The sequence below is a fragment of the Pseudomonas gorinensis genome (assembly GCF_042015035.1).
Classification (GTDB): domain Bacteria; phylum Pseudomonadota; class Gammaproteobacteria; order Pseudomonadales; family Pseudomonadaceae; genus Aquipseudomonas; species Aquipseudomonas gorinensis.
On the sequence record NZ_CP167125.1, the window covers coordinates 449,719 to 474,612 of the forward strand.

Annotated in this window: 20 protein-coding genes; 11 read left to right on the top strand and 9 right to left on the bottom strand. The window is 61.6% G+C overall.

Features of this window, described 5'->3' with window-relative positions; all coding sequences use genetic code 11:
- Positions 1-2: 2 nt before the first annotated feature.
- The 4 genes from AB7933_RS02060 to AB7933_RS02075 all read right to left on the bottom strand — a co-directional run bounded on the left by AB7933_RS02060 (position 3) and on the right by AB7933_RS02075 (position 6,137).
- Positions 3-3,374 (bottom strand): amino acid adenylation domain-containing protein, encoded by a 3,372-nt coding sequence (locus AB7933_RS02060; protein ID WP_024072663.1) that lies wholly within the window; start codon positions 3,372-3,374, stop codon positions 3-5.
- Positions 3,371-4,318, bottom strand: a complete 948-nt coding sequence (locus AB7933_RS02065; protein ID WP_024072664.1) for a diiron oxygenase — start codon at positions 4,316-4,318, stop codon at positions 3,371-3,373. The genes AB7933_RS02060 and AB7933_RS02065 overlap by 4 nt, the downstream gene beginning before the upstream one ends.
- Positions 4,315-5,073: a DUF3050 domain-containing protein gene (locus tag AB7933_RS02070; protein WP_024072665.1), complete on the bottom strand. Its 759-nt coding sequence runs from the start codon at positions 5,071-5,073 to the stop codon at positions 4,315-4,317. Before AB7933_RS02070 ends, AB7933_RS02065 begins: the two co-directional genes overlap by 4 nt.
- Positions 5,074-5,438: 365 nt before the next feature.
- Positions 5,439-6,137: a GntR family transcriptional regulator gene (locus AB7933_RS02075; RefSeq protein ID WP_024072666.1), complete on the bottom strand. Its 699-nt coding sequence runs from the start codon at positions 6,135-6,137 to the stop codon at positions 5,439-5,441.
- Positions 6,138-6,458: 321 nt separating this feature from the next.
- On the opposite strand from AB7933_RS02075, the gene AB7933_RS02080 reads away from it, so the two are divergent.
- The 8 genes from AB7933_RS02080 to AB7933_RS02115 all read left to right on the top strand — a co-directional run bounded on the left by AB7933_RS02080 (position 6,459) and on the right by AB7933_RS02115 (position 15,370).
- The gene (locus AB7933_RS02080) at positions 6,459-7,352 is read left to right on the top strand and encodes a TauD/TfdA dioxygenase family protein (protein WP_024072667.1); all 894 of its coding nucleotides are present in this window, start codon (positions 6,459-6,461) and stop codon (positions 7,350-7,352) included.
- 14 nt (positions 7,353-7,366) lie between these two features.
- Positions 7,367-8,392: an ABC transporter substrate-binding protein gene (locus AB7933_RS02085; protein WP_041160807.1), complete on the top strand. Its 1,026-nt coding sequence runs from the start codon at positions 7,367-7,369 to the stop codon at positions 8,390-8,392.
- Between the two features lies 1 nt (position 8,393).
- The gene (locus tag AB7933_RS02090; RefSeq protein WP_024072669.1) at positions 8,394-9,245 is read left to right on the top strand and encodes an ABC transporter ATP-binding protein; all 852 of its coding nucleotides are present in this window, start codon (positions 8,394-8,396) and stop codon (positions 9,243-9,245) included.
- Between the two features lie 12 nt (positions 9,246-9,257).
- Positions 9,258-10,106, top strand: coding sequence for an ABC transporter permease (locus AB7933_RS02095; RefSeq protein ID WP_012721565.1), 849 nt, complete (start codon positions 9,258-9,260; stop codon positions 10,104-10,106).
- A gap of 59 nt (positions 10,107-10,165) precedes the next feature.
- Positions 10,166-11,086, top strand: a complete 921-nt coding sequence (locus tag AB7933_RS02100; RefSeq protein ID WP_024072670.1) for a LysR family transcriptional regulator — start codon at positions 10,166-10,168, stop codon at positions 11,084-11,086.
- Between the two features lie 232 nt (positions 11,087-11,318).
- Positions 11,319-12,854: an MFS transporter gene (locus AB7933_RS02105; protein ID WP_024072671.1), complete on the top strand. Its 1,536-nt coding sequence runs from the start codon at positions 11,319-11,321 to the stop codon at positions 12,852-12,854.
- A gap of 15 nt (positions 12,855-12,869) precedes the next feature.
- Positions 12,870-13,928, top strand: a complete 1,059-nt coding sequence (locus tag AB7933_RS02110; protein ID WP_024072672.1) for an HlyD family secretion protein — start codon at positions 12,870-12,872, stop codon at positions 13,926-13,928.
- A complete protein-coding gene (locus tag AB7933_RS02115) occupies positions 13,925-15,370 on the top strand; it encodes an efflux transporter outer membrane subunit (RefSeq protein WP_024072673.1) in 1,446 nt (481 codons plus the stop codon). Before AB7933_RS02110 ends, AB7933_RS02115 begins: the two co-directional genes overlap by 4 nt.
- Positions 15,371-15,555: 185 nt before the next feature.
- Here AB7933_RS02115 and AB7933_RS02120 read toward each other — a convergent pair whose 3' ends face one another.
- The 5 genes from AB7933_RS02120 to AB7933_RS02140 form a co-directional block, all read right to left on the bottom strand.
- The gene (locus tag AB7933_RS02120) at positions 15,556-16,227 is read right to left on the bottom strand and encodes a PP2C family protein-serine/threonine phosphatase (RefSeq protein ID WP_081730312.1); all 672 of its coding nucleotides are present in this window, start codon (positions 16,225-16,227) and stop codon (positions 15,556-15,558) included.
- On the bottom strand, positions 16,224-16,907 hold the full coding sequence (locus AB7933_RS02125; protein ID WP_081730372.1) for a hypothetical protein: 684 nt from the start codon (positions 16,905-16,907) through the stop codon (positions 16,224-16,226). Before AB7933_RS02125 ends, AB7933_RS02120 begins: the two co-directional genes overlap by 4 nt.
- Before the next feature lie 17 nt (positions 16,908-16,924).
- Positions 16,925-17,614, bottom strand: a complete 690-nt coding sequence (locus AB7933_RS02130) for a hypothetical protein (protein WP_024072676.1) — start codon at positions 17,612-17,614, stop codon at positions 16,925-16,927.
- A gap of 70 nt (positions 17,615-17,684) precedes the next feature.
- On the bottom strand, positions 17,685-18,389 hold the full coding sequence (locus AB7933_RS02135; RefSeq protein WP_024072677.1) for a DUF3142 domain-containing protein: 705 nt from the start codon (positions 18,387-18,389) through the stop codon (positions 17,685-17,687).
- Complete coding sequence (locus tag AB7933_RS02140) at positions 18,386-20,548, bottom strand: hypothetical protein (protein WP_024072678.1); 2,163 nt, start codon at positions 20,546-20,548, stop codon at positions 18,386-18,388. Before AB7933_RS02140 ends, AB7933_RS02135 begins: the two co-directional genes overlap by 4 nt.
- Positions 20,549-20,747: 199 nt before the next feature.
- Here AB7933_RS02140 and AB7933_RS02145 point away from each other — a divergent pair, with 199 nt between their 5' ends.
- Genes AB7933_RS02145 through AB7933_RS02155 form a run of 3 tightly spaced genes read left to right on the top strand, consistent with a single transcriptional unit; the run spans position 20,748 to position 24,891 of the window.
- The gene (locus tag AB7933_RS02145) at positions 20,748-21,479 is read left to right on the top strand and encodes an efflux RND transporter periplasmic adaptor subunit (RefSeq protein ID WP_236646006.1); all 732 of its coding nucleotides are present in this window, start codon (positions 20,748-20,750) and stop codon (positions 21,477-21,479) included.
- The gene (locus AB7933_RS02150; RefSeq protein ID WP_024072680.1) at positions 21,476-22,795 is read left to right on the top strand and encodes an efflux RND transporter periplasmic adaptor subunit; all 1,320 of its coding nucleotides are present in this window, start codon (positions 21,476-21,478) and stop codon (positions 22,793-22,795) included. Before AB7933_RS02145 ends, AB7933_RS02150 begins: the two co-directional genes overlap by 4 nt.
- Positions 22,795-24,891 (top strand): efflux RND transporter periplasmic adaptor subunit, encoded by a 2,097-nt coding sequence (locus AB7933_RS02155; RefSeq protein WP_024072681.1) that lies wholly within the window; start codon positions 22,795-22,797, stop codon positions 24,889-24,891. The genes AB7933_RS02150 and AB7933_RS02155 overlap by 1 nt, the downstream gene beginning before the upstream one ends.
- The last annotated feature ends 3 nt before the right edge of the window (positions 24,892-24,894 follow it).

Below are 24,894 nucleotides of genomic sequence, written 5' to 3' on the forward strand. Positions count from 1 at the left end.
GTTCAGAGAAAGCCGATGGCCTTGAGGTAGTCACAGCCCTTGCGCAGCAGCGCCGAGTTCTTGTCGGGATACTGCGTGCCCATTTTCTCTATGCCCGCACGGGCGTTGTCATGACGGATCATTGAGGTATCGCCGATGTCTTCATCCAGCCCCTCCAGGTAAAAGCCCAGCACGCCAAATAACGCGTTTTCAGGGCCCACCGTTCGCAGCGCACGCTGCCAGTGCGCAACGCTGACACGCTCAAACCGGTAGCCCACCTGGCTGAACACATCGAGGTAATGATCCCAGCTCAATGGCTGAGGGTTGTGCAGGTTGAATACGTTAAGCCCGGCATCAAAACGGCCGCAGTGGAATGCGAGAAATTGGGCGAAAAAGTCCACGGGCATCAGGTCGAAGTTCACCTCCAGGCGTGGGACCAGCCCCAGTTGCAACGACCCCTTGAGCATCAGCATCAAGCGATTTTTCTGTGGCTGGCAAACACCGTTGCGGCTGTTGAAACTGATATTTCCCGGACGATGAATGTTGACCCAGGCACCTTGTGTCGTCGCGTGCGCCAATAGCCGCTCGGCGACCCATTTGGACAAGTTATAGCCATTCTTGAGGTAGATCGGCGGGGTCGCCGCGGCTGGCGTTTCGAGCACATGCCCACGGGCGTCGATACTGCTGCATGCCGACAGTGTCGAGATGAAATTGAGGACCTTCTTGCAGCGGGTCTCACACAGGCGCAGGCACTCCAGCACTGGCTCGACGTTGTGTTTTGCCAGCGAGGCATAATCCATCACGTGATTGACCTGCGCCGCGTTGTGCACCAGAGCGCCATAGTCCCGGGCCAGAGACTCATACACCTCACCCGTCAGGCCCAGGCGAGGCCGACTGATGTCTGCGGCGTACACCTGTACTCGGCTCAGGTCCAAATGTTCCAGGCGATACTCACTCAACGCCTGGGCGAACCGCGTCGCTGCCGGTTGGCCTGGCAGTTCACGCACCAGGCAGGCGACCTCTGTTGCACCGCCAGCCAGCAGGGCCTCGACGATATGCACGCCGATAAAGCTGTTGGCGCCTGTAACGATCACTTTGCGCGGATCACCCACGCGTTCATCGGACAGCACCTCGATCATCGGGTCTCGCAACGCATCCCGGACCGCCTGGCCGCACGGGGCATCCGGTAGCACAGCGTCCTCCATCAGCAGTGCGAGGGTGCGAATCGTCGGCATTTCAAAGAAGCGATTCAAGGGCAGGCTGCGGCCGAGTTGCTCACGCATCCGCAGCAGCAGCGTCGATAACAGGATGGAATGGCCACCCAGGTTGAAGAAGCTGTCATCCATCGAGAACGCCTCCACGGGTAACCGCAACAGTTCACTCCATAGTTCCGCCAGCTGCATTTGCAAGGGCGTCTGCGCTGCCTGGCCCTTGGTATTCGACGCAGGTTGAACGGGCAACGCCAGCAACGCCTGGCGATCGATTTTGCCGTTGCTGGAGTACGGCAGGTTGGGTAACTCGGTCCACACGTCGGGTTGCAGGTAATCCGGCAACCACTGTTGTGCATGCTGCTTCAGGTCGGCCATCGTGGCGCCCGGCTCCGGCTGAGCGACAATGCTGCGGATCCTGCGCTCACCATCAATCACCACCGCCACCTGGCGGAACAGTCGGCTGTTACGCAGGCACTCCTCGATTTCCTGGGGCTCGACCCGCACCCCGCGGATCTTCACCTGTGCATCTCGTCGCCCGCCCAGCTCGATACCGTCGGCGGTCCACTTTGCAAGATCGCCACTTCGGTAGGCCCGCAGGGTTTGCCCACTCGGCAACGCCAGCTCGACGAAAGGATCGTCATGCGTCTGCGTTGCGTCCAGGTACCCCAGGCCGACCCCGGGGCCGACGATGTACAGTTCGCCCATCACCTGCTCGTCCACGGGTTGCAGGTGCTCGTCGAGGATCAGCACTTGGCTGTTGGCGATCGGGCGGCCCAGGTTGCGGTTGCCATCGGCGGGTTGCAAGGTTCGATGGGTGACCAGCACAGTGGCTTCGGTCGGTCCGTAGAGGTTATGCAACTGGCACTGCCCGGCCAATTGTTCGATCACATACGGCTCGCAGGCATCACCGCCAGTGAGCAGGTGCGAAAGGCCCAACGGTCGCGCCAATGGCAGAATGCTGAGCAGTGCCGGCGGCAGGAACGCATGACTGATCCGCTCTTGGCGGATCAGCTCCACCAGTTGTTGTGGATCGCGCCGCTGTGCCTCGCTGGGAACGAACAACTGCGCACCGGCGATCAGGCCGGGGAAAATGTCCATCAGCGACGCATCGAAATTCAACGAGGCAAATTGCAGTACGCGACTTTGTTCGCTCAACTCCATGCAGCTGCCAAACCAGGCGGTGAAGTGGGCGAGGTTACCTTGGCTGAGCAGTACACCCTTGGGCCGGCCGGTGGTGCCCGAGGTGAAGAGCACCATGCACGGGGCATGGATGTCGGGATGCCGGACACCCAAGGGGTGGGAGGTATCTGGCTGGCTGACGGTGCTCACGTCCAGTGCCACGAAGCGCTCCCGCAGCGGATGCTGGCCGTCGTCCAGTAATACCTGGGCGCCAGCACTTTCCAGCATGGCTTGCTGGCGTTGCGGTGGATGGTCCGATGTGAGCGGCAGGTACACCGCGCCACAGCCCAGCACGGCAAGAATACTGGCATACAGCGCGGTGGATTTTTCCAGGCAAACGCCAACTACCGCTGGCGCCGCACGGCTCTCCAGCAGTGGGCCAAGCTGTTGCTGGATGGCTGACGCTCGAACCTGTAACTGCCGGTAAGTCACCACGTTGCCCGCAATGTTCAGGGCGGGCCGCTCGGCAAAGGCGAGAAGGCTGGCCCGCAACCGCTCGATCATCGGCACTTGGGCGGCCTGCAACAGGGCTGGCGCCGCTGTGCGATTAAACCGATGCAGGTACGCCAGCGTCTCCAGCGCTTGCAAGCCTTGCTCGGGCCACGTGTTGGCGCAGGCTTCGCTCGCAAGATGCCCAGGGTCGCGCGCGAGGCTGCTGACGTGCAAGGCCACCCATTCCAACAGCGCGTTCGTGGCCTGCCTGCGCAATCGTTGACCGTTTCCGCTGGGTTCTTCAGCAAGATCAATCGCAGCGATCAGGCGCCGGTTGTTCTCATAGCCGCGTAACTGCAGCGCGGGCAAACCGTTGTCGCCCACAGGGCCTATGCCCAGGCGCAAGCTGATGCGTGGGGGTTCGTGCAAATGGAGAGGCAAGGGCTGGCTGCCGTCTTCGATCACCAGGTCAGTCATTTCATCGCCAGACCGATGTCCGTATTGCTCCAGCACCTGCCTCACCGTACCCAATGCGGTACTGACACCGCCCCAGCCAATCGTCAGGCGCCTCATGCCGCTCTCCCGGCCAGCAACAGATAATCGTCCAGCGCCTGGGCGATGCTCGGTGTCTGCAGCAGCCCACTGTGGTGCAGGAACCCCATGATGTTGGCGATCAGCGGATGTTGGCGGGTGATGGGAAAGTCCAGTGCTTCTATCTCGGCCCTCAATGCACCGCGAGTGCTGGCGCTGACGTCCAGATGGTCAATCAGTTGAAGGTCGAAGGCTTTCTGCAGGTCATGGGTCAGGTAGTGCGCCAGGAACGTCGGCAGGGCTCGGGCAATACCGTCGCGATCATCCACGCTGGCCGCCTCCCAATAGAGGCGCACCAAGCGTGTCCAGAACTGTGCATGGCGCCCTTCGTCAAACAGGTGGTCGGCCATCAGTCCGCGGACAGATGACTTGACGCTCTCGTCGTTGGAAAACGCGGCGACGTCCTGGGTGACGGTATTTTCGGCGATGGCCACGCCGATCAGTTCCACGGCGTCGTGCAGGTGCGCCGGGGCCTGTGCCAGCGCCGCTGGCAAGGCACGGCTCAGCTCGATTTCCCGTGGCAGATCGAGCGGTTGTATGCCGGTCATCGCCACGGTCTGTTGGAGGAAATCCAATGCCACCAGGGCGTGGTAATCCTCATCGACCACGACAGTCATCGCGTCGTAGCGGCACACGAGGGGGAAGGGCAGGGCGAAGCGGTTCTTGGCAATGCGGCGAGCGGTCTTGTCGACGATCTCGGTTTCGAAAATCACCACATCGTTGATGAATTTGTAGAAGCTTTGCACCAGCACAAAGTCGCGCCATTGCGGGCAATGTTCGAGAAAGGTCGCACAGAGCGCCAATGGCTGGCGGCACAGCGGATAGATCAGCTTGTCGTCGTTTTCCATTTGGCGGCGAGGGCGTGTGCGAATGGTTGCTCGACGCTCCCAGTCTTCGGCGATGGAGCGGTAGTTGGCGATGTTCATGGGCGCACCGTTTGCAACGAGGCCAGCACGTCGTCCCAGAGGATCATGCGGTTTTCCACGGCCCGGAGCGCGGTTTCAGCGGCCTGCGCCTGGCGGCGTGGGTCTGCGCCGACCAGGCGTTGAAGCAACTGTTGCGCCCCTGGCTCATGGCCTTGGGTATCCAGCTCAATGTGACGGTGGAGGTAATAGCCCAGGGTGGGCGCTCGGCGATGGATGACCTCGCTACCCCGCAGCAGGCGTTCGAACATGAACGGGATGACGCTTTCGCGGCCATGCAGGAAGGCGGCTGCCACACAATGGGTCGGTGCGTTCAAGGCAATGTGCAGCGTACTCTCGACGAAACGGGCTACGCCAGGTAGCACGTCGATGTGTTGCAACGCGGTATTGGCCTTCATGCCCTGGCGTTGCAGCGTAATGAAGGTGTCAATGGCGGCGGTGCTGGCGTCCACTTCGACCATGGCGTCGCGGTATAACTCGAAGTGGCTGCAATGACCTTGTCCCAGGCGCTCGTCCGATTCCTCGCCCAGCACAATCTCATTGATCAGGCGGGTGGCTTGCGGGTCGACGGGGGGAAGCCAGGGCAACTGCGTACAGGTCAAGTCTTGTTGAAGGCGTTTGGTGAGCGTCATGAAGTCCCATACCGCAAACACATGGCTTTTCATAAAAAGTTGTAACTTGTTGAGTGAAGTTATTTCTTCAAATAACGGATGGCTGCATAACTGCAGTTTTTTTTGCTCAAGTAACGTGTGATGCATGGTTGATGCCTATAAGTTGTTGCGACTGCTCTGAACACAGGGGGGCGTTTACGGCTTGGAAGTAGATAGGTAGCGTTTGGCCAAGCCCCGCCTGCAGGCGCGGAGTTACGTGGCCGGATGAAGTGGTTTTTTATTGGCGAAAGACAATAAGCCGATTGAGTGCCTGGATAAGCTTATAAGTGTATTAGTTGCTTATCTGGGGGCGGCATTTATTGTGGGTAAGTTGTTTTATCAAGGGTGGGAAGTTTCATGTCCCAGCGTTAATAGGCGCGTGTTGTTCCGGCTAAGAAGTGCCGGCGCGGGACGCTCCCCGATGGGAAGCGAGCCCCGCAGTGCATAGGGGGCAGGCGAGGTGCTGGAAAACCTTACGAATGGGGCGCTTCAAGGCCCTTGAGGTAGGTGGCGATTACCTCCATCCCGCGCATCAAGTGATTACGCAGTGTCAGGATGCTTTCGTCGATCTTCTTCTGTGCCACCAGCTTCAGCAGTTCGCGGTGATCTTCCTGGGAGGTCTCTCCCAACCCCATCGCCTCGAGGTTGAAGCGCAGGAAGCGTTCCTCTTCATTCAAGCCATGCTCGACCAACTTGAGCAGCCGTTGATTCGGTGCCTTGCCGTACAGGGCCATGTGGAACAGGCGGTTGAGGCGCCCAATCTTGGTGTAGTCCTTCTCACGCTCCAAGGCATTGATGCAGGCCTCGGCCTCGGCAATGTCGGCGTCGGTGAGCAGGGGGATCGACAAGCGCAGCGCCTCGGATTCCAGCAGCATGCGCAGGGCGTAGGTTTCAGCTGAATTGTCTTCGATCAACGGCGCCACCACCGCGCCTTTGTGCGTCACCACATGCAACAGCGACTGTGCCTCCAACTGACGCAATGCCTCGCGCACGGGCATGCGGCTGACCCCGAACAGGCTGGCCAGCTCTTGCTGGCGCATGGCGGTACCGCATGGCAATCGACCATCAAGGATGGCATTGCGCAAGGTTTCTTCAATGACTGAACGAGCAAGATGAGCGGGAATAGGCCCGCTGACCTTAATGCTGCTCAAAGGGTTCGGCTTCTGCGTCACGGCTACGCTTTGCTCCTTCTTAGAAGAGGGATGGCTAATTGGATCCAATGCACACTAGAGCCTGCCTACAGGCTTGTCAAACGGGCAAGGTTTTCGGCTTGTAAGCGGCTAAACACGCTGATCACGGCACTCACAGTGTATTTTTTCGGCATCTTACAGAGGGCGCGGACGGGATGCTGCGTTGCTCTGGTCTATTCGTTGGCCTTCGCTGCCGGCGGGTTTTCGACGGTACATTCCTGTCTATCGATATTCACTAATGGTATTTAAAATGTCGTTCTTATATCTATAAAGTCACTCTCCTGTCCGACCGGGAGTGAACTCATGTCCGCCGCCTCTACTGTTCCAACAGTGACCCCTACTACCCAGCATTTCGAGGTCCGCCCATTACCCGGCAGCGTAGGCGCCGAGATCGTCGGCTTGGACCTGTCGCGTCCGGTCAACGACCAGGACTTCGCCCGCATCCACCGCGCGCATCTGGACCACCATGTCGTCGTGTTCCGCGACCAACGTATCACCCCGCAACAGCAGATCGACTTCAGTCGCCGCTTCGGCGTGTTGCAGATTCACGTGCTCAAACAGTTCCTGCTGGCCAACCACCCGGAAATCCTGATCGTCTCCAACATCATCGAAAACGGCCAATCCATCGGCCTGGGCGACGCGGGTAAATTCTGGCATTCGGACCTGTCCTATAAGGAGCTGCCCAGCCTCGGCTCGATGCTGCACGCCCAGGAGCTGCCTGCCGAAGGCGGTGACACCCTGTTTGCCGACATGCACAAAGCCTGGGACCAACTGCCTGGGCACCTGCGTGCAGCTGTCGAAGGCCGCAGTGCTGCGCATTCCTACACCGCGCGCTACAGCGAGACCAAGTTCGAAGGTAACTGGCGGCCGACGCTGACACCTGAGCAGCTCGCCCAGGTCGCGCAAGTGGTGCACCCGATCGTACGCACCCACCCGGAAAACGGCCGCAAGGCCCTGTTCGTCAGTGAAGGCTTCACCACGCACATCGTCGGTTTGCCGGAGGACGAAAGCCGCGATTTGCTGGCCCAGCTCTACGCCCATAGCGTGCTGCCGGAAAATATCTACCGTCACCAATGGCAGCCCCACGACCTGGTGTTCTGGGACAACCGTTCGTTGATCCACCTGGCCGCCGGCTGCCCCAGCCATCTACGCCGCAAGCTGTACCGCACCACCATCCAGGGCGACGCGCCTTTCTGATTCGGAGCATGACCATGTCCAGGAACATTCCATTTGCACGGCTGGCGGCGACCGTCGGCCTTGGTGTCAGTCTGTTGGCGGGCAGCCTGGTTGCTCCGACGGCTGCCCAGGCCGAAGGCGAGATCCGCATTGCCGAACAGTTCGGTATCGTCTACCTGCTGCTTAACGTGGTGCGCGACCAGAACCTGATCGAAAAATACGGCAAGCAGGAAGGCCTCGACATCAAGGTCGATTGGACCCAGCTGTCCGGCGGCGCGGCGGTCAACGACGCGCTGCTCTCTGGCTCTATCGATATCGCCGGTGCTGGCGTTGGCCCACTGCTGACCATCTGGGACCGTACCCACGGCAAACAGAACGTCAAGGCCGTGGCGTCCCTGGGCAACTTCCCGTACTACCTGGTGAGCAACAACCCCAAGGTCAAGACTATCGCCGACTTCACCGACAAAGACCGCATCGCCGTGCCGGCCGTGGGTGTTTCGGTACAGTCGCGTTTCCTGCAATACGCCGCCGCCAAGCAGTGGGGCGACAAGGAATTCAATCGCCTCGACAAGTACACCGTTGCCGTCCCGCACCCTGACGCCACCGCTGCGTTGATTGCCGGCGGTACCGAGTTGACCGGGCACTTCTCTAACCCGCCGTTCCAGGACCAGGCGCTGGCCAACCCCAACGTGCATGTGGTGTTGAACACCTATGACCTGCTGGGGCCGAATTCGCCGACCGTGCTGTTCGCCACCGAAAAATTCCGCAACGACAACCCCAAGACCTACAAGGCGTTTGTCGAGGCGTTGACCGAAGCCGCGCAGTTTGCCCAGAACGACAAAGGTGCCGCTGCCGACACCTACATCCGCGTGACCAAGGCCAAGATCGACCGTACCGAACTGCTGAAAATCATCGACAACCCGCAGTTCGAGTTCAGCGTTACACCGAAAAATACCTACCCGCTGGCGGAATTCCTCTACCGCGTCGGCGCCATCAAGAACAAGCCGGAATCGTGGAAGGACTACTTCTTCCAGGACGCCAAGCCCCTGCAAGGAAGTTGAGATGAACGCGCTCTTGCAAGGCCACACGGCCAGCAACCTGCATACCACCGCTCCGTTGCTCGCGGTGGACAACGTCAGCCTGGAATACCGTACTCCCGAGCGCGTGGTGCGGGCCACGCACCAGGTCAGTTTCGAGATCGACCCGGCCGACCGCTACGTGTTGCTCGGCCCGTCGGGCTGCGGCAAATCTACCTTGCTCAAGTCCATCGCGGGGTTTATCAAACCCTGCGAAGGTGAAATTCGCCTGCTGGGGCAAAAGGTCGAACAGCCGGGCCCTGACCGCATCGTGGTGTTCCAGGAGTTCGACCAGTTGCCGCCGTGGAAAACCGTCAAGCAGAACGTGATGTTTCCGCTGCTGGCGTCGAAAACGCTACCGCGTCGCGAAGCCGAAGAGCGGGCGTTGCACTACCTCGACAAAGTCGGCCTCAGCGCCTTTGCCGACGCTTACCCGCATACGCTTTCCGGCGGTATGAAAGCCCGCGTGGCCATCGCTCGCGCCCTGGCCATGCAGCCGAAGATCCTGCTGATGGACGAACCCTTCGCCGCCCTCGACGCCCTGACCCGGCGCAAGATGCAGGAAGAATTGCTGCTGCTGTGGGAGGAGGTGCGTTTCACCCTGCTGTTCGTCACCCACTCCATCGAAGAAGCCCTGGTGGTGGGCAATCGCATCCTATTGCTGTCCCCCCATCCCGGGCGCGTGCGCGCGGAAATCCACAGCCATCAATACAACCTGCACAGCCTCGGCGGCGTGGAATTCCAGGCGTCGGCGCGGCGCATTCATCGCCTGCTGTTCGATGAAGCGCCCGAGGCCGAACGTGAGTTGGGTTTCGCCGACATCCGCATCGCTTACTAAGAGGGCAGCCCAATGCGCCAGGAATACGAAATTACCCTTGAGCCGCTGCTCAGCGTCCCCGTGGAACGCGAACTGCCCCTGCGCCAACGCCTGTGGCAACAAGGCTGGCTGCGCAAGGGCCTGATCCTGATCGTGCTTGCGATCCTGTGGGAAGCCGTCGCGCGCTACCAGAACAACGACCTGCTGCTGCCGAGTTTCCTGCAGACCTTTCACGCGCTCTATGACGGCCTGCTCAGTGGCGAACTGCTGAGCAAGGTGAGCATCTCGCTGGTGGTATTGATCAAGGGCTACCTGATCGGCATCGTGCTGGCGTTTGCCCTGACCACCCTCGCGGTGTCGACGCAATTGGGGCGCGACCTGCTGAGCACCCTGACCTCAATGTTCAACCCCTTGCCGGCCATTGCCCTGTTGCCGCTGGCGCTGCTGTGGTTCGGCCTGGGCCAGAACAGCCTGATCTTCGTGCTGGTGCATTCGGTGTTGTGGGCTCTGGCGCTCAACACCTATTCGGGGTTCCTCGGCGTTTCCGAAACCCTGCGCATGGCCGGCCGCAACTATGGCCTCAAGGGCATGCGCTTTGTGCTGTTCATCCTGATCCCGGCAGCGCTGCCGTCGATTCTCGCCGGCCTCAAGATCGGCTGGGCATTCGCCTGGCGCACGCTGATCGCTGCCGAGTTGGTGTTTGGTGCAACAAGCGGCAAGGGGGGGCTGGGCTGGTACATCTTCCAGAACCGCAATGAGCTGTACACCGACAAGGTATTTGCCGGGTTGGCGGTGGTGATCCTGATCGGGTTGTTAGTGGAAAACCTGGTGTTCGACACCTTCGAGCGGCTCACCGTGAAACGCTGGGGCATGCAGCGCTGATACGCCCATGCTGCTACGATTGCGGCCAGTTCACTCCCGACTGATCACGAGTGCTTGGCATGCAACTACCAGACATGAACCTGCTGGTCGCCCTCGACGCTTTGCTCGACGAGGGCAGCGTGGTGGGCGCCGCTCGGCGGATGAGCCTCAGCCCGGCGGCCATGAGTCGCACGCTCACGCGCATTCGCGAGGCAGTGGGTGATCCGATCCTGGTGCGTGCCGGGCGCGGCCTGGTGCCGACGCCCAAGGCGCTGGAACTGCAAGGCCAAGTGCGCAATGTGGTGGAGCAGGCGGCGCTGTTGTTTCGTTCGGCGGATCAAGTGGACTTGAGCACCCTGCGCCGCCGTTTCAGCGTGCGTGCCAATGACTTCTTCATCGGCGTATACGGCGGACGCCTGTTCGACACCATGGAGCGCATGGCGCCCCTGTGCGAGCTGTGCTTCGTGCCGGAAGGCGACACCGACGACGAGGCGCTGCGCGAAGGGCGCCTGGACCTGCGGGTGAGCAATACCATGCCCTCCAGCCCCGAGGTCAAGGTGCAGAACCTGTTCTCCACCACCTTCGTCGGCCTGGCGCGGGAAGACCACCCGTTGTTCGATGAAGACATCACCGCTGCGCGTTTCGCCAGTTATTCCCATATCAGCATTTCCCGGCGCGGCATCGCTCGCGGGCCGATCGACACCGCCCTGAATGCCCAGGGCCTGGAGCGCCGCGTGGCGATGATCGCCCCAGGCTTTCATGGTGCGATGTTCATGCTGCCCGACTCCGACCTGATCCTGCCGGTGCCCAAGGAAGCGCTCTACAGCGCCAATCGCTTGAAATTGCCGCTGCGTGCATTCGCCTTGCCGATTTCGTTGCCGACCCTGGTCCTGGCTCAATCCTGGCATCCGCGCTTCGACAAAGACCCGGCCCATAAATGGCTGCGCGAGACGATGCGCGAAAGTTGCCACGCCACTTGGTTGGAAGCGCAGCCGACCTGATTTGTACGTCATGCACAGTCAAATGTGGGAGGGGGCTTGCCCCCGATTGCGGTGGATCAGATAGAAAATCTGTATCTGGCACAGCAATCGGGGGCAAGCCCCCTCCCACAAGGATTCTGTGGTGAATTCAGGATTGCGCCTGGTGCACTTATACCCTGCCAACATGTAACTTTTTGTCATGGATGTGCCTGATTAAACTGCTCGGGTATTTCTAATCCCGAGTTACCTGTACATGACTTCCCTCGCTGCCCCCTCCCTTGCGGCCGCAGCCAAACCCACGGCCATCACCCCGCCTGTATTTGGCCCGCGCATCATCATCGGCCTGGTCGGCGTGTTGCTGGCGGTGCTGGTGTCCGGTCTCAACGAGATGGTCACCAAGGTGGCCCTCGCGGATATTCGCGGTGCGCTGTACATCGGTTTTGATGAAGGCACCTGGCTGGTCGCCGCCTACACCGCCACTTCCGTGTCGGCCATGGCCTTCGCGCCTTGGTGTTCGGTGACGTTTTCCCTGCGCCGTTTCACCCTGTGCGCGATCGCTCTGTTCACTGTGCTGGGCATCCTGTGCCCCTTCGCGCCGAACTACGAAAGCCTGCTGCTGCTGCGCACCGTCCAGGGCCTGGCGGGTGGGGCGTTGCCGCCGATGCTGATGACCGTGGCGCTGCGCTTCCTGCCGGCCAACGTCAAGCTGTATGGCTTGGCCGGCTACGCGCTCACTGCCACGTTCGGCCCGAGCCTGGGCACGCCGTTGGCGGCGCTGTGGACCGAGTATGTCGGCTGGCAGTGGGCGTTCTGGCAGATCATCGGGCCGTGCCTGCTGGCGATGGCCGCCGTGGCCTACGGCCTGCCACAAGACCCGCTGCGCCTGGAGCGTCTCAAGCAGTTCAACTGGCGCGGCCTGCTGCTGGGGTTCCCGGCGATCTGCATGCTGGTGATCGGCCTGTTGCAGGGCAATCGCCTGGACTGGTTCGAGTCGGGCCTGATCACCTTCCTGCTGTGTGGCGGCACGGTGTTGCTGGTGCTGTTCCTGCTCAATGAATGGTCGCAGCCAATACCGTTCTTCAAATTGCAGATGCTTGGCCTGCGCAACCTGTCGTTTGCCCTGATCGTGCTGGCCGGGGTGTTGATGGTGCTGACCTCGGTGATCATCATCCCGTCGAGTTTCCTCGCCCAGGTCCAGGGTTATCGGCCCCTGCAAACCGCGCCGCTGATGCTGCTGATGGCGCTGCCGCAATTGATTGCGCTGCCGCTGGTGGCGGCGTTGTGCAACCTGCGTTGGGTCGATTGCCGCTGGGTGCTGGGCATCGGGCTGGGCATGTTGGTGCTGTCCTGCCTGGGCAGCACGCACTTGACCTCGGCGTGGATTCGCGACGACTTCTACGGCCTGTACCTGCTGCAAATCTTCGGGCAGCCCATGGCGGTGTTGCCGTTGCTGATGCTCTCTACCGGCAGCATCCAACCGGCGGATGGGCCGTTTGCCTCGGCCTGGTTCAACACCGTCAAAGGCCTGGCTGCCGTGATTGCCACCGGCGTGCTGGATGCACTGACCACCCAGCGCCTGCACTTTCACTCGACCATGCTGGTGGACCGCCTGGGCAACTCGCCCCTGGCCGATGGCGACGCGTCGGGGCTTGCCCACCGCCTGCACGAGCAGGCCGTAGTGCTCACGTCTTCGGATCTCTATTACGTCATGGCCGCTGTTGCGGCGGCGTTGATCCTGCTGATTTTCTGGATGCCCACGCGGATTTTTCCGCCTCGCGCACCGACCTAGCCACAAGGACTTCTCATGAAACGCAAAGACAAAATAGCCGTCTCTGTCATCGCCGTATTCGCCGTCGGCGTGTTGGTGTACCTGGTCGCGCCGGGGCTACTGGGCAACAAGCGCCAGGCCACCAACGACGCCTTCGTTGCCGCCGACTTCACCCTGGTGGCGCCGCGCGTGGCCGGCTTTATCAAGGAGGTGCTGGTGGAAGACAACCAGCGCGTCAAGGCCGGCCAGTTGCTGGCGCTGATCGACGACCGTGATTTTCGCGCCGCCGCCCAGGCCGCCGATGCCGACACTTTGGTCGCCCAGGCCCAGCTGAAAAACGCCAGCGCGACCCTGGAACGTCAAAGCTCGGTGATCGCCCAGGCCCAGGCCACCGTGGCCGCAGACCGTGCCGAAGTGGCCTTCGCCGAACACGAACTGAACCGTTACAACCACCTCGCCGGTGTGGGCGCGGGTACTGTGCAGAACGCCCAGCAAGCCAAGACCCGTATTGACCAGGCCAACGCACGCCTGGCCAGTGCCACGGCGGTGCTGGCGGCCGAACGCAAGCAGGTGGAAATCCTCACGGCCCAGCGCGACGCCGCCGAGGGGGGGCTCAAGCGCGCCCAGGCCGCGTTGGAAATGGCCAGCTATCAGCTGTCCTACACGCGCATCGTCGCGCCGGTGGATGGCATGGTCGGCGAGCGCGCGGTGCGGGTGGGCGCCTATGTGACGCCGGGCAGCAAGATCCTCGCGGTGGTGCCGTTGGCCGAGGCCTACGTGGTGGCCAACTTCCAGGAAACCCAGCTTTACCATATGCACGCTGGCCAAGCCGTGCAGGTACGTGTCGACAGCCTCGACGGCGAGTTGCTCAACGGCCACCTGGAAAGCCTGGCGCCTGCGACCGGGGTGACGTTCGCCTCGGTCAAACCGGATAACGCCACCGGTAACTTCACCAAGGTGGTGCAGCGCATCCCGGTGAAGATCGTCCTCGAACCGAATCAGCCGCTGACCGAGCGCCTGCGGGTCGGCATGTCGGTGGAAGCCAGCGTCGACACCCAGCCGGTCACGCAGCCGCGTGAGGTGGCCCAGCAATGAGATCGTTTGCCTGGCTCACCTTAAGCCTGCTCAGCCTGGGCGCCTGCACCGTCGGCCCGGATTTCCAACGGCCCCAGGGCCCTCACGTCACGCAATGGAATGAGCCCCAAGGTCGTCAGGCCGCCAGCCGCGCAGTCACCGGCCCGCTGGAGGAGCGCTGGTGGGACGTGTTCCACGACGAGCAACTCTCGGCCCTGACGCGTCGTGCCCTCACCGATAACCTCGACCTGAAACTGGCCAGCAGTCGCTTGCAACAAAGTCGCGCGGTGCGCCAGGTGACGACCGCCGAGCGTTACCCCCGTGTCGATGCAACAGGGGCTTACCAGCGCAAACGCAATAGCGGCGAAGGTTTGAACGACCCCTCCGGCGAGAACGGCCGTTCGGCGTTCAACCAATGGGACGCAGGCTTCTCCGCCTCCTGGGAGCTGGATTTCTGGGGGCGGGTCAAACGCGAAACCGAAGCCGCCGACGCCACCCTGCAAGTCGCCGAAAACGACCGTCGCGCCGTCTTGCTGTCGGTGCTGGCCGAGACCGCCCAGGACTACATCCAACTGCGCGGCGTGCAAAATACCCGTGCTGTCACCGAGCAAAACCTCGACGTCGCTCGCCACAGCCTCAAGCTCTCGCAACTGCGCCTGGCCGACGGCGTGGCCACCGACCTGGACGTGGCCGAAGCCGCCGCCCAGGTCGCGGCCATCGAAGCGCGCCTGCCGGATTTGCAACAGCGCCAGGACCAGTTGATCAACGCCCTCAGCCTGTTGATGGGTGAGCCGCCCCAAGCCCTGCATGCACAATTGTCCAAGGATGCTGCGGTGCCGCAGACCCAACGCCAGGTCGCCATCGGCCTGCCCTCGGAACTCGCCGAGCGCCGCCCGGACATCCGCCAGGCCGAGGCCCGCCTGCACGCCGCGACCGCCAGCATCGGAGTGGCCAAGGGCGACTTTTACCCGCGCATCACCTTGTCCGGCAGCCTCGGCTCCCAGGCCATGCAACTGTCGGATTTCGGCTCCTGGGGCTCCCGTGCGTTTGCCTTCGGCCCGCAATTGAGCCTGCCGCTGTTCAACGGCGGGCGCCTGCAAGGCATGTTGAACCTGCGCGAAGCCCAGCAACAGGAAGCGGCGCTGGCTTATCAGCAAACGGTGCTGCGCGCCTGGCATGAGATCGACGATCAACTGACCCGCTACAACGCCAGCCAACTACGCCGCGACAGCCTGGCCGAAGCCGTGCGCCAGAACCAGATCGCCCTGACCACCGCGCAGCATCAGTACGTCGAGGGCGTGGTGGATTTCGTCAACGTACTCACGGTGCAAAGTGCACTGCTGGCCACGCAGGAGCAGTGGGTGGAGAGTTCTACCGGGGTGTCGTTGGCGATGGTGGGGTTGTATAAAGCGCTGGGTGGGGGCTGGGAGTCGGTGTATCCGCTGGTGCAGGCTCAGCGCTGAAAATTGGACTATCCGATGTAGGACTGTTCGTGATTTTTGCTGCAATCATCTTTGGTAAGCCATGATCGTTAAACTTTCAGGCCGATTATTTCCTGTGAGCTTTTCTGATGTCGGTATCGAAAATCCGCGAAGCCTAGCCCCAGGGCTGATCCTCTGCGCCTTCTTGCCTTGCGTACCTGTTTCTTCTAAGACTGCAAAAGCATGAAGGTGACATCGTCTTCTGTTGAGCAACCGTCCAGGGTTTGCCCTGCAATGGCTTTGAGCTGGTCTGCGGCTGACAGTTCGGCCCAAAATCCATCTGTTGCCAGAATCCAAGTCGTCCCCCTAACCGTTTCCACGGAGTTAACCGCTGGCTCATGGGGCCTGCGATAACTCATGCAGTTGAGCAGTGTTTTGCGGGAGGAGCTTTCGGCGATGACTGCGTGGCTCAGGTCTCCTTTCCAGTTGGGGCCGCAATGGGGTGAAGTTAGCCAAATCATGCGCTGATCTTTTCCCAGATAGCCAAGGCAACAGTCACCAGCGTGGATCGTAATGGCCGTTTGACCCATCACCAGCAACACAAGGTAGCTGGTGGAGGCCAATGGAAAACCTGGGCAAAGGTTTGAGTGCGCCTCTCCCAGTGCGTGGAGTACCCATTCAGTCGCTTTGTCTGGGCATGATGTAACTGTCGGTTCTGCGCGAGAAAACGACTCAAGCAGATAATGAGTCAAGGCTCGCGCCAATTCGCCACTGGCTGGCTTGGAAGTGCCATCAGCGATCACGTGGAGATACGCTCCTGTGCTTTGAGCCGAACCGATGACATCGCGGTTTTCGGTTCTTTCAGTTCCTTGCTGACTGAGGCTCAACTGTAGGATCAAGCGGTCACTCCCAATCCCACGAGCGTCTTCAGGCGCTCGTAAATCAACGTTTCCCGATCAGCGTCCTGAGTGCTGCTTTGGATGACGTCCTGAAACGCTGACAGTCTTATCAATGCGGTGAATTGATTGCTCACGAAATGTCGGAGCTCAAAAGGCGCTCGCTTCACTTCTTCGATAAGTTCTTCCCTGCCGTCCAGCAAAGCGATGATGTCTTCGATGTCATTGGACATCAGTACGTCGTCATGACCTCGGCCCTGATACGCCTGAAGTTTTGCGGCGAGAAACCATGGTGCCGCAAATATCTTGATACGTGTTCCTTTGGGGAGTGTGTAGTCGATGGAGTTTTCTAGCCCGCCGACAAACCACGTATTGGAAAACCCCAATACTTTTGCATCGGTCGGCATGAAATCCACTTTCAAACCGCCGAGTCGTAAACGACAGGTGACGGAGTCCTGGCCGGTATTTTTGAAGCCTCTGGGTTTCAGGTTTTCTTCCAACCGATACCAGTCAGGCGTGCCTGTCAGATGAATGACCAGGTCCACGTCATCCGTGCCGCGAATTGATTCAAGGGTGTATTCGTCGGTGATGAGTAAAACAGTGGTGCATCCGCCGACAAAAGCGACTTGTTCACGCAGCTCATCACCCAACGCCTCAGCGACCTCTTCAAGCATTTGCAGCATCATGATTCTGTTGGACGTCACAAGATCCACTCCCGCAGCATGGCATCGGCCACCTTGGCTTCGCGCGGCCCGCCAATGCGGATGGCATCGACGAGTGCCAGGAAATGATAAAGCAGCTCATCTTTTTTCACTGCGCCGGGGACGGTCTTATACAAAGGCGTTATTTCTTGGCCTTTGCTCTTTCCATATGCGTCCGGCCAGACGGGAATGAGGTCGCCGCCGCTCATTACTTTTCCCGCCAGGACTGGCGCGGCGAAGGCTGTCGGAATACCGCGAACGATAGGGCCTGGTTTAACCGGGAAAATATAGCGAATGCTGTACGTGACTAAATCAAGCAGTGCCTTGCTTCTTACCAGAGGAATTCCGTCGGTGTGGCTCGTATAGATCAAGCCAATTTCCCTGCAACGATTCAGGGATGAGGAAACCTCTGTTTTGCTTAGGCCCAACGCTGAGGACAGCGATCTCACAGAATAGGTTTGTGAGCTGTGTCCTTCAAAGTCTTCGTCTATTCCATCCCAGCCCCGCCAGTCATCAATTGACGAAAGTTGAACAGTTTCGAAGTTTTGAATGTAATCCGGAAGATTTTGAAACCCGAGGCTCGCGCTCTCTTTTTCCACAGAGAACACTCGTTTTTTTACGCGCTCCCCTTTGGCCTGTAGTCCCAGGCTGATCAGTTTGAACAGGATGACGATGTCTTGACTTTTCATGGGGCTCCAAAAGCGAATGTCCTCTGTCCGCGGACAGAGGACACTTTCTTGCATAGAATTGACACCCCTGTCAACGGTTTTGCAAAAACACCACATACCCCCGAAACCACTCACTCCCCTGCAAATACCCAGGCGCCTCCCACTCCCCACCCTGTATCAAGCCGATCTTGAACGGCAGCCCCATCCGGTTCATCCGTGGCAAATACGCCGCGTAATCCGGGATGCTCTGGCGTCCCTGGTACGTCTGCACCACCACTTCGTCCACCACGCCCTTGAGCTGGGCGATGGCGGCGGGGTCGGCGTTGCTGCTCCAGTCCATCAGGCCGGTGATGCTCAGGCGCAGCTCAAAGGGCAGGCGTTGGCGCAGGTCGCGCAGGAAGTCGGCGTATTCGTGCAGGTATTGGGTGCGGGCGTCGAAGTCGATCTGGATGCCGACCACGGGGTTGCCTGCGTCGCGCCAACGTTGTACCTGGCCAAGCAGCTGGGTGTAGATCTGTTCGGGCCAGTGCAGGGTGTGGGCGCGGTAGACCACCCAGACTTCGCCGCGGGTGAGGCGCGGTACGCTGATGCCTTGGGCGATCAGTTGCACACCGCGCTGGGGTGCGCGGCGGGTGGAGTTGATCTGGCCCTGGAGGATGTACAGGGTCTTGGCCTGCTTGAGTACCGGCTGTGGCGTGACGCCGCTCCACAGCCAGAAGGCGTCATAGTCACGGGCATCGACGGCGCCGAATGCCGGGCTTGCCAGCAACAGCAGGCCCAGCCACAGGTGTTTCACCAGTAGTACTGCAGCGATTTGCCCCACTGGGTGTCGGCGAAACCACTTTTCAGCTGGCGGAACCAGGCTTTGCGCACGGCGGGTTCGACGTCCTGGCCGCCGCAGCTGTTGTAGCCGGCCGGCGCGTAGCAGTTGATGGCGCGGAACAGCGCGTAGGCCTTGTCGTTTTTGGGCGCCTTGGCGTTGCCGATGACCTGCTTGTAACCGTCGAGCCGCGAGAAGGTTTCACCCTTGAAGTCTGAGGCGGTGCTGCCCAGGCTGCCGGCCGCGCGGGCCTGCTCCAGAGGCATGCCGTCCAGGCCGTTGCGCAGGATGAATTCGCCGAAGCAGTTCAGGGCCTGGGGGTTCTTCGCCTCGGTCTGCAAGGTCGCTGCGGTTTGCGCGATGCTCGGGCAGGCGTAGCCGGATTCGGCCTTGTCGCCGTTCCACTGGAACAGCTTAAGCGTCTGGCTGGCGCTGTAGACATAACCCAGGCTGGTGCCCAGCTTGTCCTCGGGGGCCTGGGCCGGCAGTTGCTTGAGGTCCTCGGCGAACGTGGCGAACTGGCCGTGCAGCAGGTCTTTGTAGAGCAGCACGAATTGCGCGGTCTGGCGTTCCAGCGGATCGCTGGCCTGGGCGATCTGCTGGCGCAGCAGCTCAGGCCCGGCGACGTTGCGCAGCAGGATGTAGCGCACCTGCCTGGTACTGATCGGCGAATCGCTGGCGAACACCTTGGCCAACTGGCCGCTGCGCTCGTAGTTCATGGCCAGTGCCAACTCCAATTGGTCGCGTTGCAGCGGCAGTTTTGCCAGTGGCAACAGTTGCAGCCACAAGGCCTCGGCGCCTTTCCAGTCTTGCTTGGCTTCCAGGGCCAGGGCGCGCAGGGTCTGCTGGCTGAAGGCGAAGTAGTTCAGGTTCGACGGCACGCTCTGCGGCAACTGCTTCAAGGCGGCGTCCGGTTGATGCTCGATGTACAGCGCGCACACTGCCAGCAAGTACTCATAGAGCGCTGGCTCGCTGGCGAACGCGGCCTTTTGCTTCTCGAGGTCTGCGCGGCTGAGGGCCGGCTGGTTGCCGCCGCGCATCACCATCAGGTCGCTGACGAGCTGGATCATCGGGGTCTTGACGGTATCGCTGTTGACCATCAACAGCTTGAGGTCGGCTTCTTCTACCAGCTCATCCTCAGACACATTGCGCTGCTCGTCGGTGGCCGTCAGTGCCCAGGCGAACGCGTCGGCGAGCTTGGTGTTGTCGTCGGCCAGCCAGTACACCCGGCGCAGCAACCCGTGGGCCGAGGCCGCGTATTCGCCCTGTGGATAAGTCTTCAGGTAGGCGTTGAAGCCCTGCTCGGCCGTGGCCAGTGCGGGCTTATCCACACGGTCCAGGTGCGGCACGCCGTCTTCGTCATAGGTGTCGGCCTGGGCCTGGTTGAGCGCTGTGCGGGCGGTCATGTACAGCGCGGCTTCCTTCAACCACGGCGATTGGGCATTGCCGACGCCAGCAAAGCCTTGCGCGGCCTCGGCGAAGCGGCCGCTGTAGAAATCAGCGGCGGCTTGCAGGTAGGTGCGAAACAGTTGGCCGTCGGCGGACTGGATCTGCTGCGGCTCGGCGATCACCGGGCCATCCCAGGTGCAGGTGGTGAGCAGTTGCAGTCGCGCTTTGGCCAGCAGCGCGCGCTCGGTCGCCGGTATGTCGGCCTTGACCACTTGGCGGATAAACGCCGTGGCGCTGTCATCGTCGTTGCTGCGGCAGCGGCTGCCCTCGCCACTGAGGAACGCTTCGCCGGCGGTTTTGTACTCCTCGCGCTTGACCCCCAGGGAAGTCAGCAGGGTGTCGAGCTCGGCGGTAGGCGAATCGTCCGAGTCGGGCTCAGTCTCTGCGCTGGAGGCAGCGGCCAGGCGATACACCGGAAACGGCACCGGGCCGAAACCCTGGGACAGGTCATCTTCGCTCAGCGCCTTGGGCGCCAACGGCGCGGCCTTTTTGTCAGCCAGCAGCAAGCGCAGGTTGGCCCGGCTGTCATTGCCTGGGCTGAGGAACGGCAGGTTGTTGCACGGGTCCAGGCTGTCACGCGAGACCCGCCAGTCGGGGTAGCACGAATCGTCGGAGCTGGCCTGGGCCTGTAGGGAAATACCGGCCAGCAGAGCCAGTGCCAGGGGTGACAGAAAACCGATGCGCATGACGTGTCCTTGATCCTGAATCCTTGGGGGTGGCAATCATAGCGTGATCCGACAAAAGCATCGGTGAAGCCCTACACAAATTACTGACTTATCCGATTGGGGCGGTGGCAATTTAACCGTGCTGACATAGACTGCAATCATGGTCAGGGAGGATCGTATGGAGCGGTTACGAAGAGGGACGTTGAGTTTTATCTGCCTGATGGGCGTTGCGCCGATGGTCATGGCGGACGATCCGTTGTTGGACCACCCGCTTGCGGCGTCGACCAGCGCCTCCAGTGACGCCCGGGGTGTGCTGCGCGCTCGCGACCAGGCGGTGCTGGCCAGCGAATTGTCGGGGCGCATTGTTGAACTGCCTTTCAGCGAAGGTGAGTCGTTCAAGAAGGGCGACACCCTGGCGCGTTTCGATTGCTCGGCCTACCAGGCCCAATTGAACGCCGCCCAGGCTGCCAGCCGGGGTGCCAGTGAAGAACTGGCCCACAACAAACAACTGGCGGCGCTCAACTCCGTCGGGCGTTTTGAAGTGGCCCGCGCCGAAGCCAAGCTCACTGAAGCCCAGGCCCAATCCCAGGTTTACCAAGTGCAGGTCAAGCGCTGCAGCGTGCTGGCGCCGTATGACGGCCAAGTGGTGCAGCGCAAGGTCCAACGCTATGAAAGCGTCTCGGCGGGGGCGCCGTTGCTGGAAATAGTCGACAACCACAGCCTGGAAATTCACCTGCTGGTGCCGTCGCGCTGGATGGGCAAACTCAAGCCGGGCCAGACGTTCAATTTCACCCCCGATGAAACCGGCCAGGCGTTCACCGCCACGGTCAAACGCCTCGGCGCGCGCATCGATGAGGGGAGCCAGACGCTGCTGCTGGTCGCCACCTTACCCAATGCCAGCGGGCTGCTGGCGGGCATGAGTGGCACGGCCCATTTTGCGCAATTGCAATGAACGCACCGATGCCGGGCCACGCTGAGCGCGTATTTGCGCAGTTTCTCGACCTTGAACGCCAGACCCGTGCCGCGCGTACTATCGAGCAACTGGCCTACAGCCTGGTCAACGACAGCCAGCCCCTGTTCGGCTATCGCCACACCGCGCTGTTGATCGCCGGCAAAGTGAGGGCGGTGACGGCGGTGAGCAGCGTCGATTCGAATGCGCCGTTCGTGGCGTTTGTCGAGCAGGCGGTGGCGCAGTTGCACAAACTGGCGTTGAGCCAGACTGCGCGGGTGGTCCTGGCTGAGCAATTAAGTGGCGCGGTGCAAGCCGATTGGCAGAGCCTGTCCGCCGGGCACGTGTTCTGGCTGCCGTTGATGGATCCCCAGGGCCGGGTGTTCGGCGGCCTGTGGCTGGCGCGGGATACCCCGTGGAGCCCGGCCGAACAAGTGCTGCTGGCGCATTTTGGCGACACCTGCAGCCATGCCTGGCACGCGTTGCAGCCACGCCAGCCGTGGCGCCTGCGCCTGACCCGTAAACGCTGGATAGCGGTGCTGGTGGCGTTGTTGCTGATGCTGTTGATCCCGGTGCGCCAATCGGTGCTGGCGCCCGCCGAAGTGGTGCCGCAGGCCGGGCAAGTGGTGGCGGCGCCGCTGGATGGCGTCATCGCCGAGTTTTTGGTCAAGCCCAATCAGTCGGTAAAAACCGGCGACCTGTTGCTGCGCTTCGAAAGCACCACGCTGACGGCGCAGGCCGATGTGGCGGCGCGTGCTCTGGGTGTCGCTGAAGCGGAGCTCAAGGCCAATTCCCAGCGCGCCTTTGCCGATGCCGAATCCAGTTCGAAGATCGACCTGCTGGCGGCCCGCGTCGAGCAAAAACGCGCCGAACGCGACTATGCGCGTGAACTGCTCAAACGCAGCGAAGTGCGTGCCGAGCGCGACGGTATCGCTGTATTCGCTGATGCTGACCGCTGGACCGGCAAACCGGTGCAGACCGGCGAGCGCTTGTTGCAGATTGCCAACCCTGCCCAGGCGGAATTGCGCATTGAGCTGGCGGTGGGCGATGCCATTGCCTTGGCGCCCAATGCCCAGGTAGCGCTGTTCCTCGACAGTGACCCACTGCAACGCCATCTCGCCACCCTGCAACGTGCCGCCTATGAAGCGCAGCCCACGCCGGGCGGGCAATTGGCCTATCGCCTCGATGCACAATTCGATGGCGCGCCACCGCGTATCGGCCTGCGCGGTACGGCGAAGCTGTATGGCGACCGCGCGCCGTTGGCCCTGTACCTGCTGCGTCGGCCGTTGGCGGGCCTGCGCCAGAGCGTCGGCCTCTGATGAACCTGCCCACACTGCGCGAAGACCTGCAACTGTCCAGTGCCGGCGCGGCGCTGGACGGTTCGCCACGCTGGACCCTGGCCGACCCGGTGCGCGGGCGCTATTTCAAACTCGGCGCCACCGCCATTCGTTTGCTGCGCCACTGGTCCCTGGGCGATCCAGAGAAAGTCTTGCAAGCCGCCAACCGTGAACCGGGTTTGCCCTTGGGCATCAGCGAAGTGGAGGAGCTGCTGAGCTTTTTGCGCGCCCATGACCTGATCACCGGCCTTGATCCGCAGCAGCGCGCCAGTTACCTCTATAAAGCGGCCGCACAAAAGCAGAGCCTGTGGCAGGTATTGCTGCATCAGTACCTGTTTTTCCGCATTCCGCTGTGGCGTCCGGACGCTTTTCTCAACCGGACATGGCCCTGGCTGGCGCGCTTCGGTCCGGGCTTGCTGCGGTACGGCCTGCCGGCAGTTCTGGGCCTGGGCGTGTTTTTGGTCGCGCGCGACTGGCAGCGCTTTCTGGCGACGTTCCCGCACTTGTTCAGCCTCGGCGGCGCCTTGGCGTTTGGTGTGGTGTTGTGCTTCGCCAAGTTGTGCCATGAGTTCGGCCATGCCTATATGGCCAAACGCGCTGGCTGTCGGGTTCAGAGCATGGGTGTGGCGTTCATGGTGCTGTTGCCGATGTTCTACACCGATGTGAGCGACGCCTGGCGGGTCAATGATCGCCGTGCGCGGTTGATGATCGGTGCCGGCGGGGTGATGGCCGAGTTGCTGCTGGCTTGTATCGCCTTGCTTGCCTGGGCGCTGCTGCCGGATGGCCCGGCGCGCACCGCGGCGTTCATGTTGGCCAGTGCCACGTGGCTGACGACGTTGGCGATCAACCTCAACCCGTTCATGCGTTTTGATGGCTACTTCTTGATCAGCGATTTATGGGGGGTGGATAACCTGCAAGGCCGCGCCTTTGCCCTGTGCCGTTGGCGCCTGCGTGAACTGTTGTTCGGGTATGGCGAGCCGGCGCCGGAGCCGTGGTCGCCGACGATGCAACGACGCTTGTTGGCGTGGGGCTACCTGGCGTGGCTGTGGCGGGCGGCGCTGTTTCTGGGGATTGCCCTGGCGGTGTATCACCTGTTCTTCAAACTGCTCGGGATCTTCCTGATGCTGGTGGAGTTGGTCTGGTTCATCTTCCTGCCGATCTTCAAGGAATGGCGCGAATGGTGGAGTCGTCGCAGCCAGGCCCATGCGCCGCGTGTGCTGTTGAGCAGCCTGGGGTTGGTGTTGATCGGGCTGGCGCTGGTGGTGCCGTGGCGCAGCGCCGTCGAGCTGCCGGCCATGCTCGAAGCCGGGCGCGTCAGCGCGTTGCACGCGCCGGTGGCCGCGCGGGTCAAGCAGTTGCGGGTAGCGGATGGGCAAACCGTCACCCAGGGCCAGGTCTTGTACGAACTGGAGTCACCGGATTTGGACGCGCGGCAAAGCATCGTGCGCCGTGAAGTGGAGATTTTGCAGCTGCAGATGCGCCGCCAGGCCGGGCGCAGTGAAACGGCTGCGGATGCCGGGATCAACGATCAGCGTCTGTCCCAGGCCCTGGCCGAATACCGTGGGCTGGCCGCCCAGCGCGAACGCCTGCTGTTGCGCGCGCCCCATGCCGGCAGGGTGCGCGATGTGCTGCCGCAATTGAGCGTCGGCCGCTGGCTGTCGCCCAAGGACTCACTGGCCCAGGTGGTGGAAGAGGGCGCACGCCTGCGCGGTTACCTGGCCGAGGCCGAACTGTGGCGGGTGGCGCCGGGTTCCACTGGACGGTTTATCGCCGATGACCCGATGCACGTGGCCATCCCGGTGGTATTGACCGACATCGACGCCAACGGCGTGGCCTATCTGGACCAGGAGGCACTGACCTCCGATCACCATGGGCCAATTGCCGTGCGCCGCGACGAAAATCAGCGACCGGAGCCGGTGCAGGCTCAATACGGTGCGCGACTGAAAAGCGTTGAAACGATCCCTACCCCCCATCAACCGCTGCGCGGAGTGGTGATGCTGCAAGGGCGCAGTGAGTCGGTACTGGGCGTGGCCTGGCGACGGGCGGCAGCGCTGGGGGTACGGGAAAGTGGGTTCTGACAA

Coding starts and splice junctions, on each gene's coding strand:
- AB7933_RS02060 (WP_024072663.1), bottom strand. CDS start 3,374: ATGAGGCGCCTGACGATTGGCTGGGGCGGTGTCAGTACCGCATTGGGT.
- AB7933_RS02065 (WP_024072664.1), bottom strand. CDS start 4,318: ATGAACATCGCCAACTACCGCTCCATCGCCGAAGACTGGGAGCGTCGA.
- AB7933_RS02070 (WP_024072665.1), bottom strand. CDS start 5,073: ATGCATCACACGTTACTTGAGCAAAAAAAACTGCAGTTATGCAGCCAT.
- AB7933_RS02080 (WP_024072667.1), top strand. CDS start 6,459: ATGTCCGCCGCCTCTACTGTTCCAACAGTGACCCCTACTACCCAGCAT.
- AB7933_RS02085 (WP_041160807.1), top strand. CDS start 7,367: ATGTCCAGGAACATTCCATTTGCACGGCTGGCGGCGACCGTCGGCCTT.
- AB7933_RS02090 (WP_024072669.1), top strand. CDS start 8,394: ATGAACGCGCTCTTGCAAGGCCACACGGCCAGCAACCTGCATACCACC.
- AB7933_RS02095 (WP_012721565.1), top strand. CDS start 9,258: ATGCGCCAGGAATACGAAATTACCCTTGAGCCGCTGCTCAGCGTCCCC.
- AB7933_RS02100 (WP_024072670.1), top strand. CDS start 10,166: ATGCAACTACCAGACATGAACCTGCTGGTCGCCCTCGACGCTTTGCTC.
- AB7933_RS02105 (WP_024072671.1), top strand. CDS start 11,319: ATGACTTCCCTCGCTGCCCCCTCCCTTGCGGCCGCAGCCAAACCCACG.
- AB7933_RS02110 (WP_024072672.1), top strand. CDS start 12,870: ATGAAACGCAAAGACAAAATAGCCGTCTCTGTCATCGCCGTATTCGCC.
- AB7933_RS02115 (WP_024072673.1), top strand. CDS start 13,925: ATGAGATCGTTTGCCTGGCTCACCTTAAGCCTGCTCAGCCTGGGCGCC.
- AB7933_RS02125 (WP_081730372.1), bottom strand. CDS start 16,907: ATGCTGCAAATGCTTGAAGAGGTCGCTGAGGCGTTGGGTGATGAGCTG.
- AB7933_RS02130 (WP_024072676.1), bottom strand. CDS start 17,614: ATGAAAAGTCAAGACATCGTCATCCTGTTCAAACTGATCAGCCTGGGA.
- AB7933_RS02140 (WP_024072678.1), bottom strand. CDS start 20,548: ATGCGCATCGGTTTTCTGTCACCCCTGGCACTGGCTCTGCTGGCCGGT.
- AB7933_RS02145 (WP_236646006.1), top strand. CDS start 20,748: ATGGGCGTTGCGCCGATGGTCATGGCGGACGATCCGTTGTTGGACCAC.
- AB7933_RS02150 (WP_024072680.1), top strand. CDS start 21,476: ATGAACGCACCGATGCCGGGCCACGCTGAGCGCGTATTTGCGCAGTTT.
- AB7933_RS02155 (WP_024072681.1), top strand. CDS start 22,795: ATGAACCTGCCCACACTGCGCGAAGACCTGCAACTGTCCAGTGCCGGC.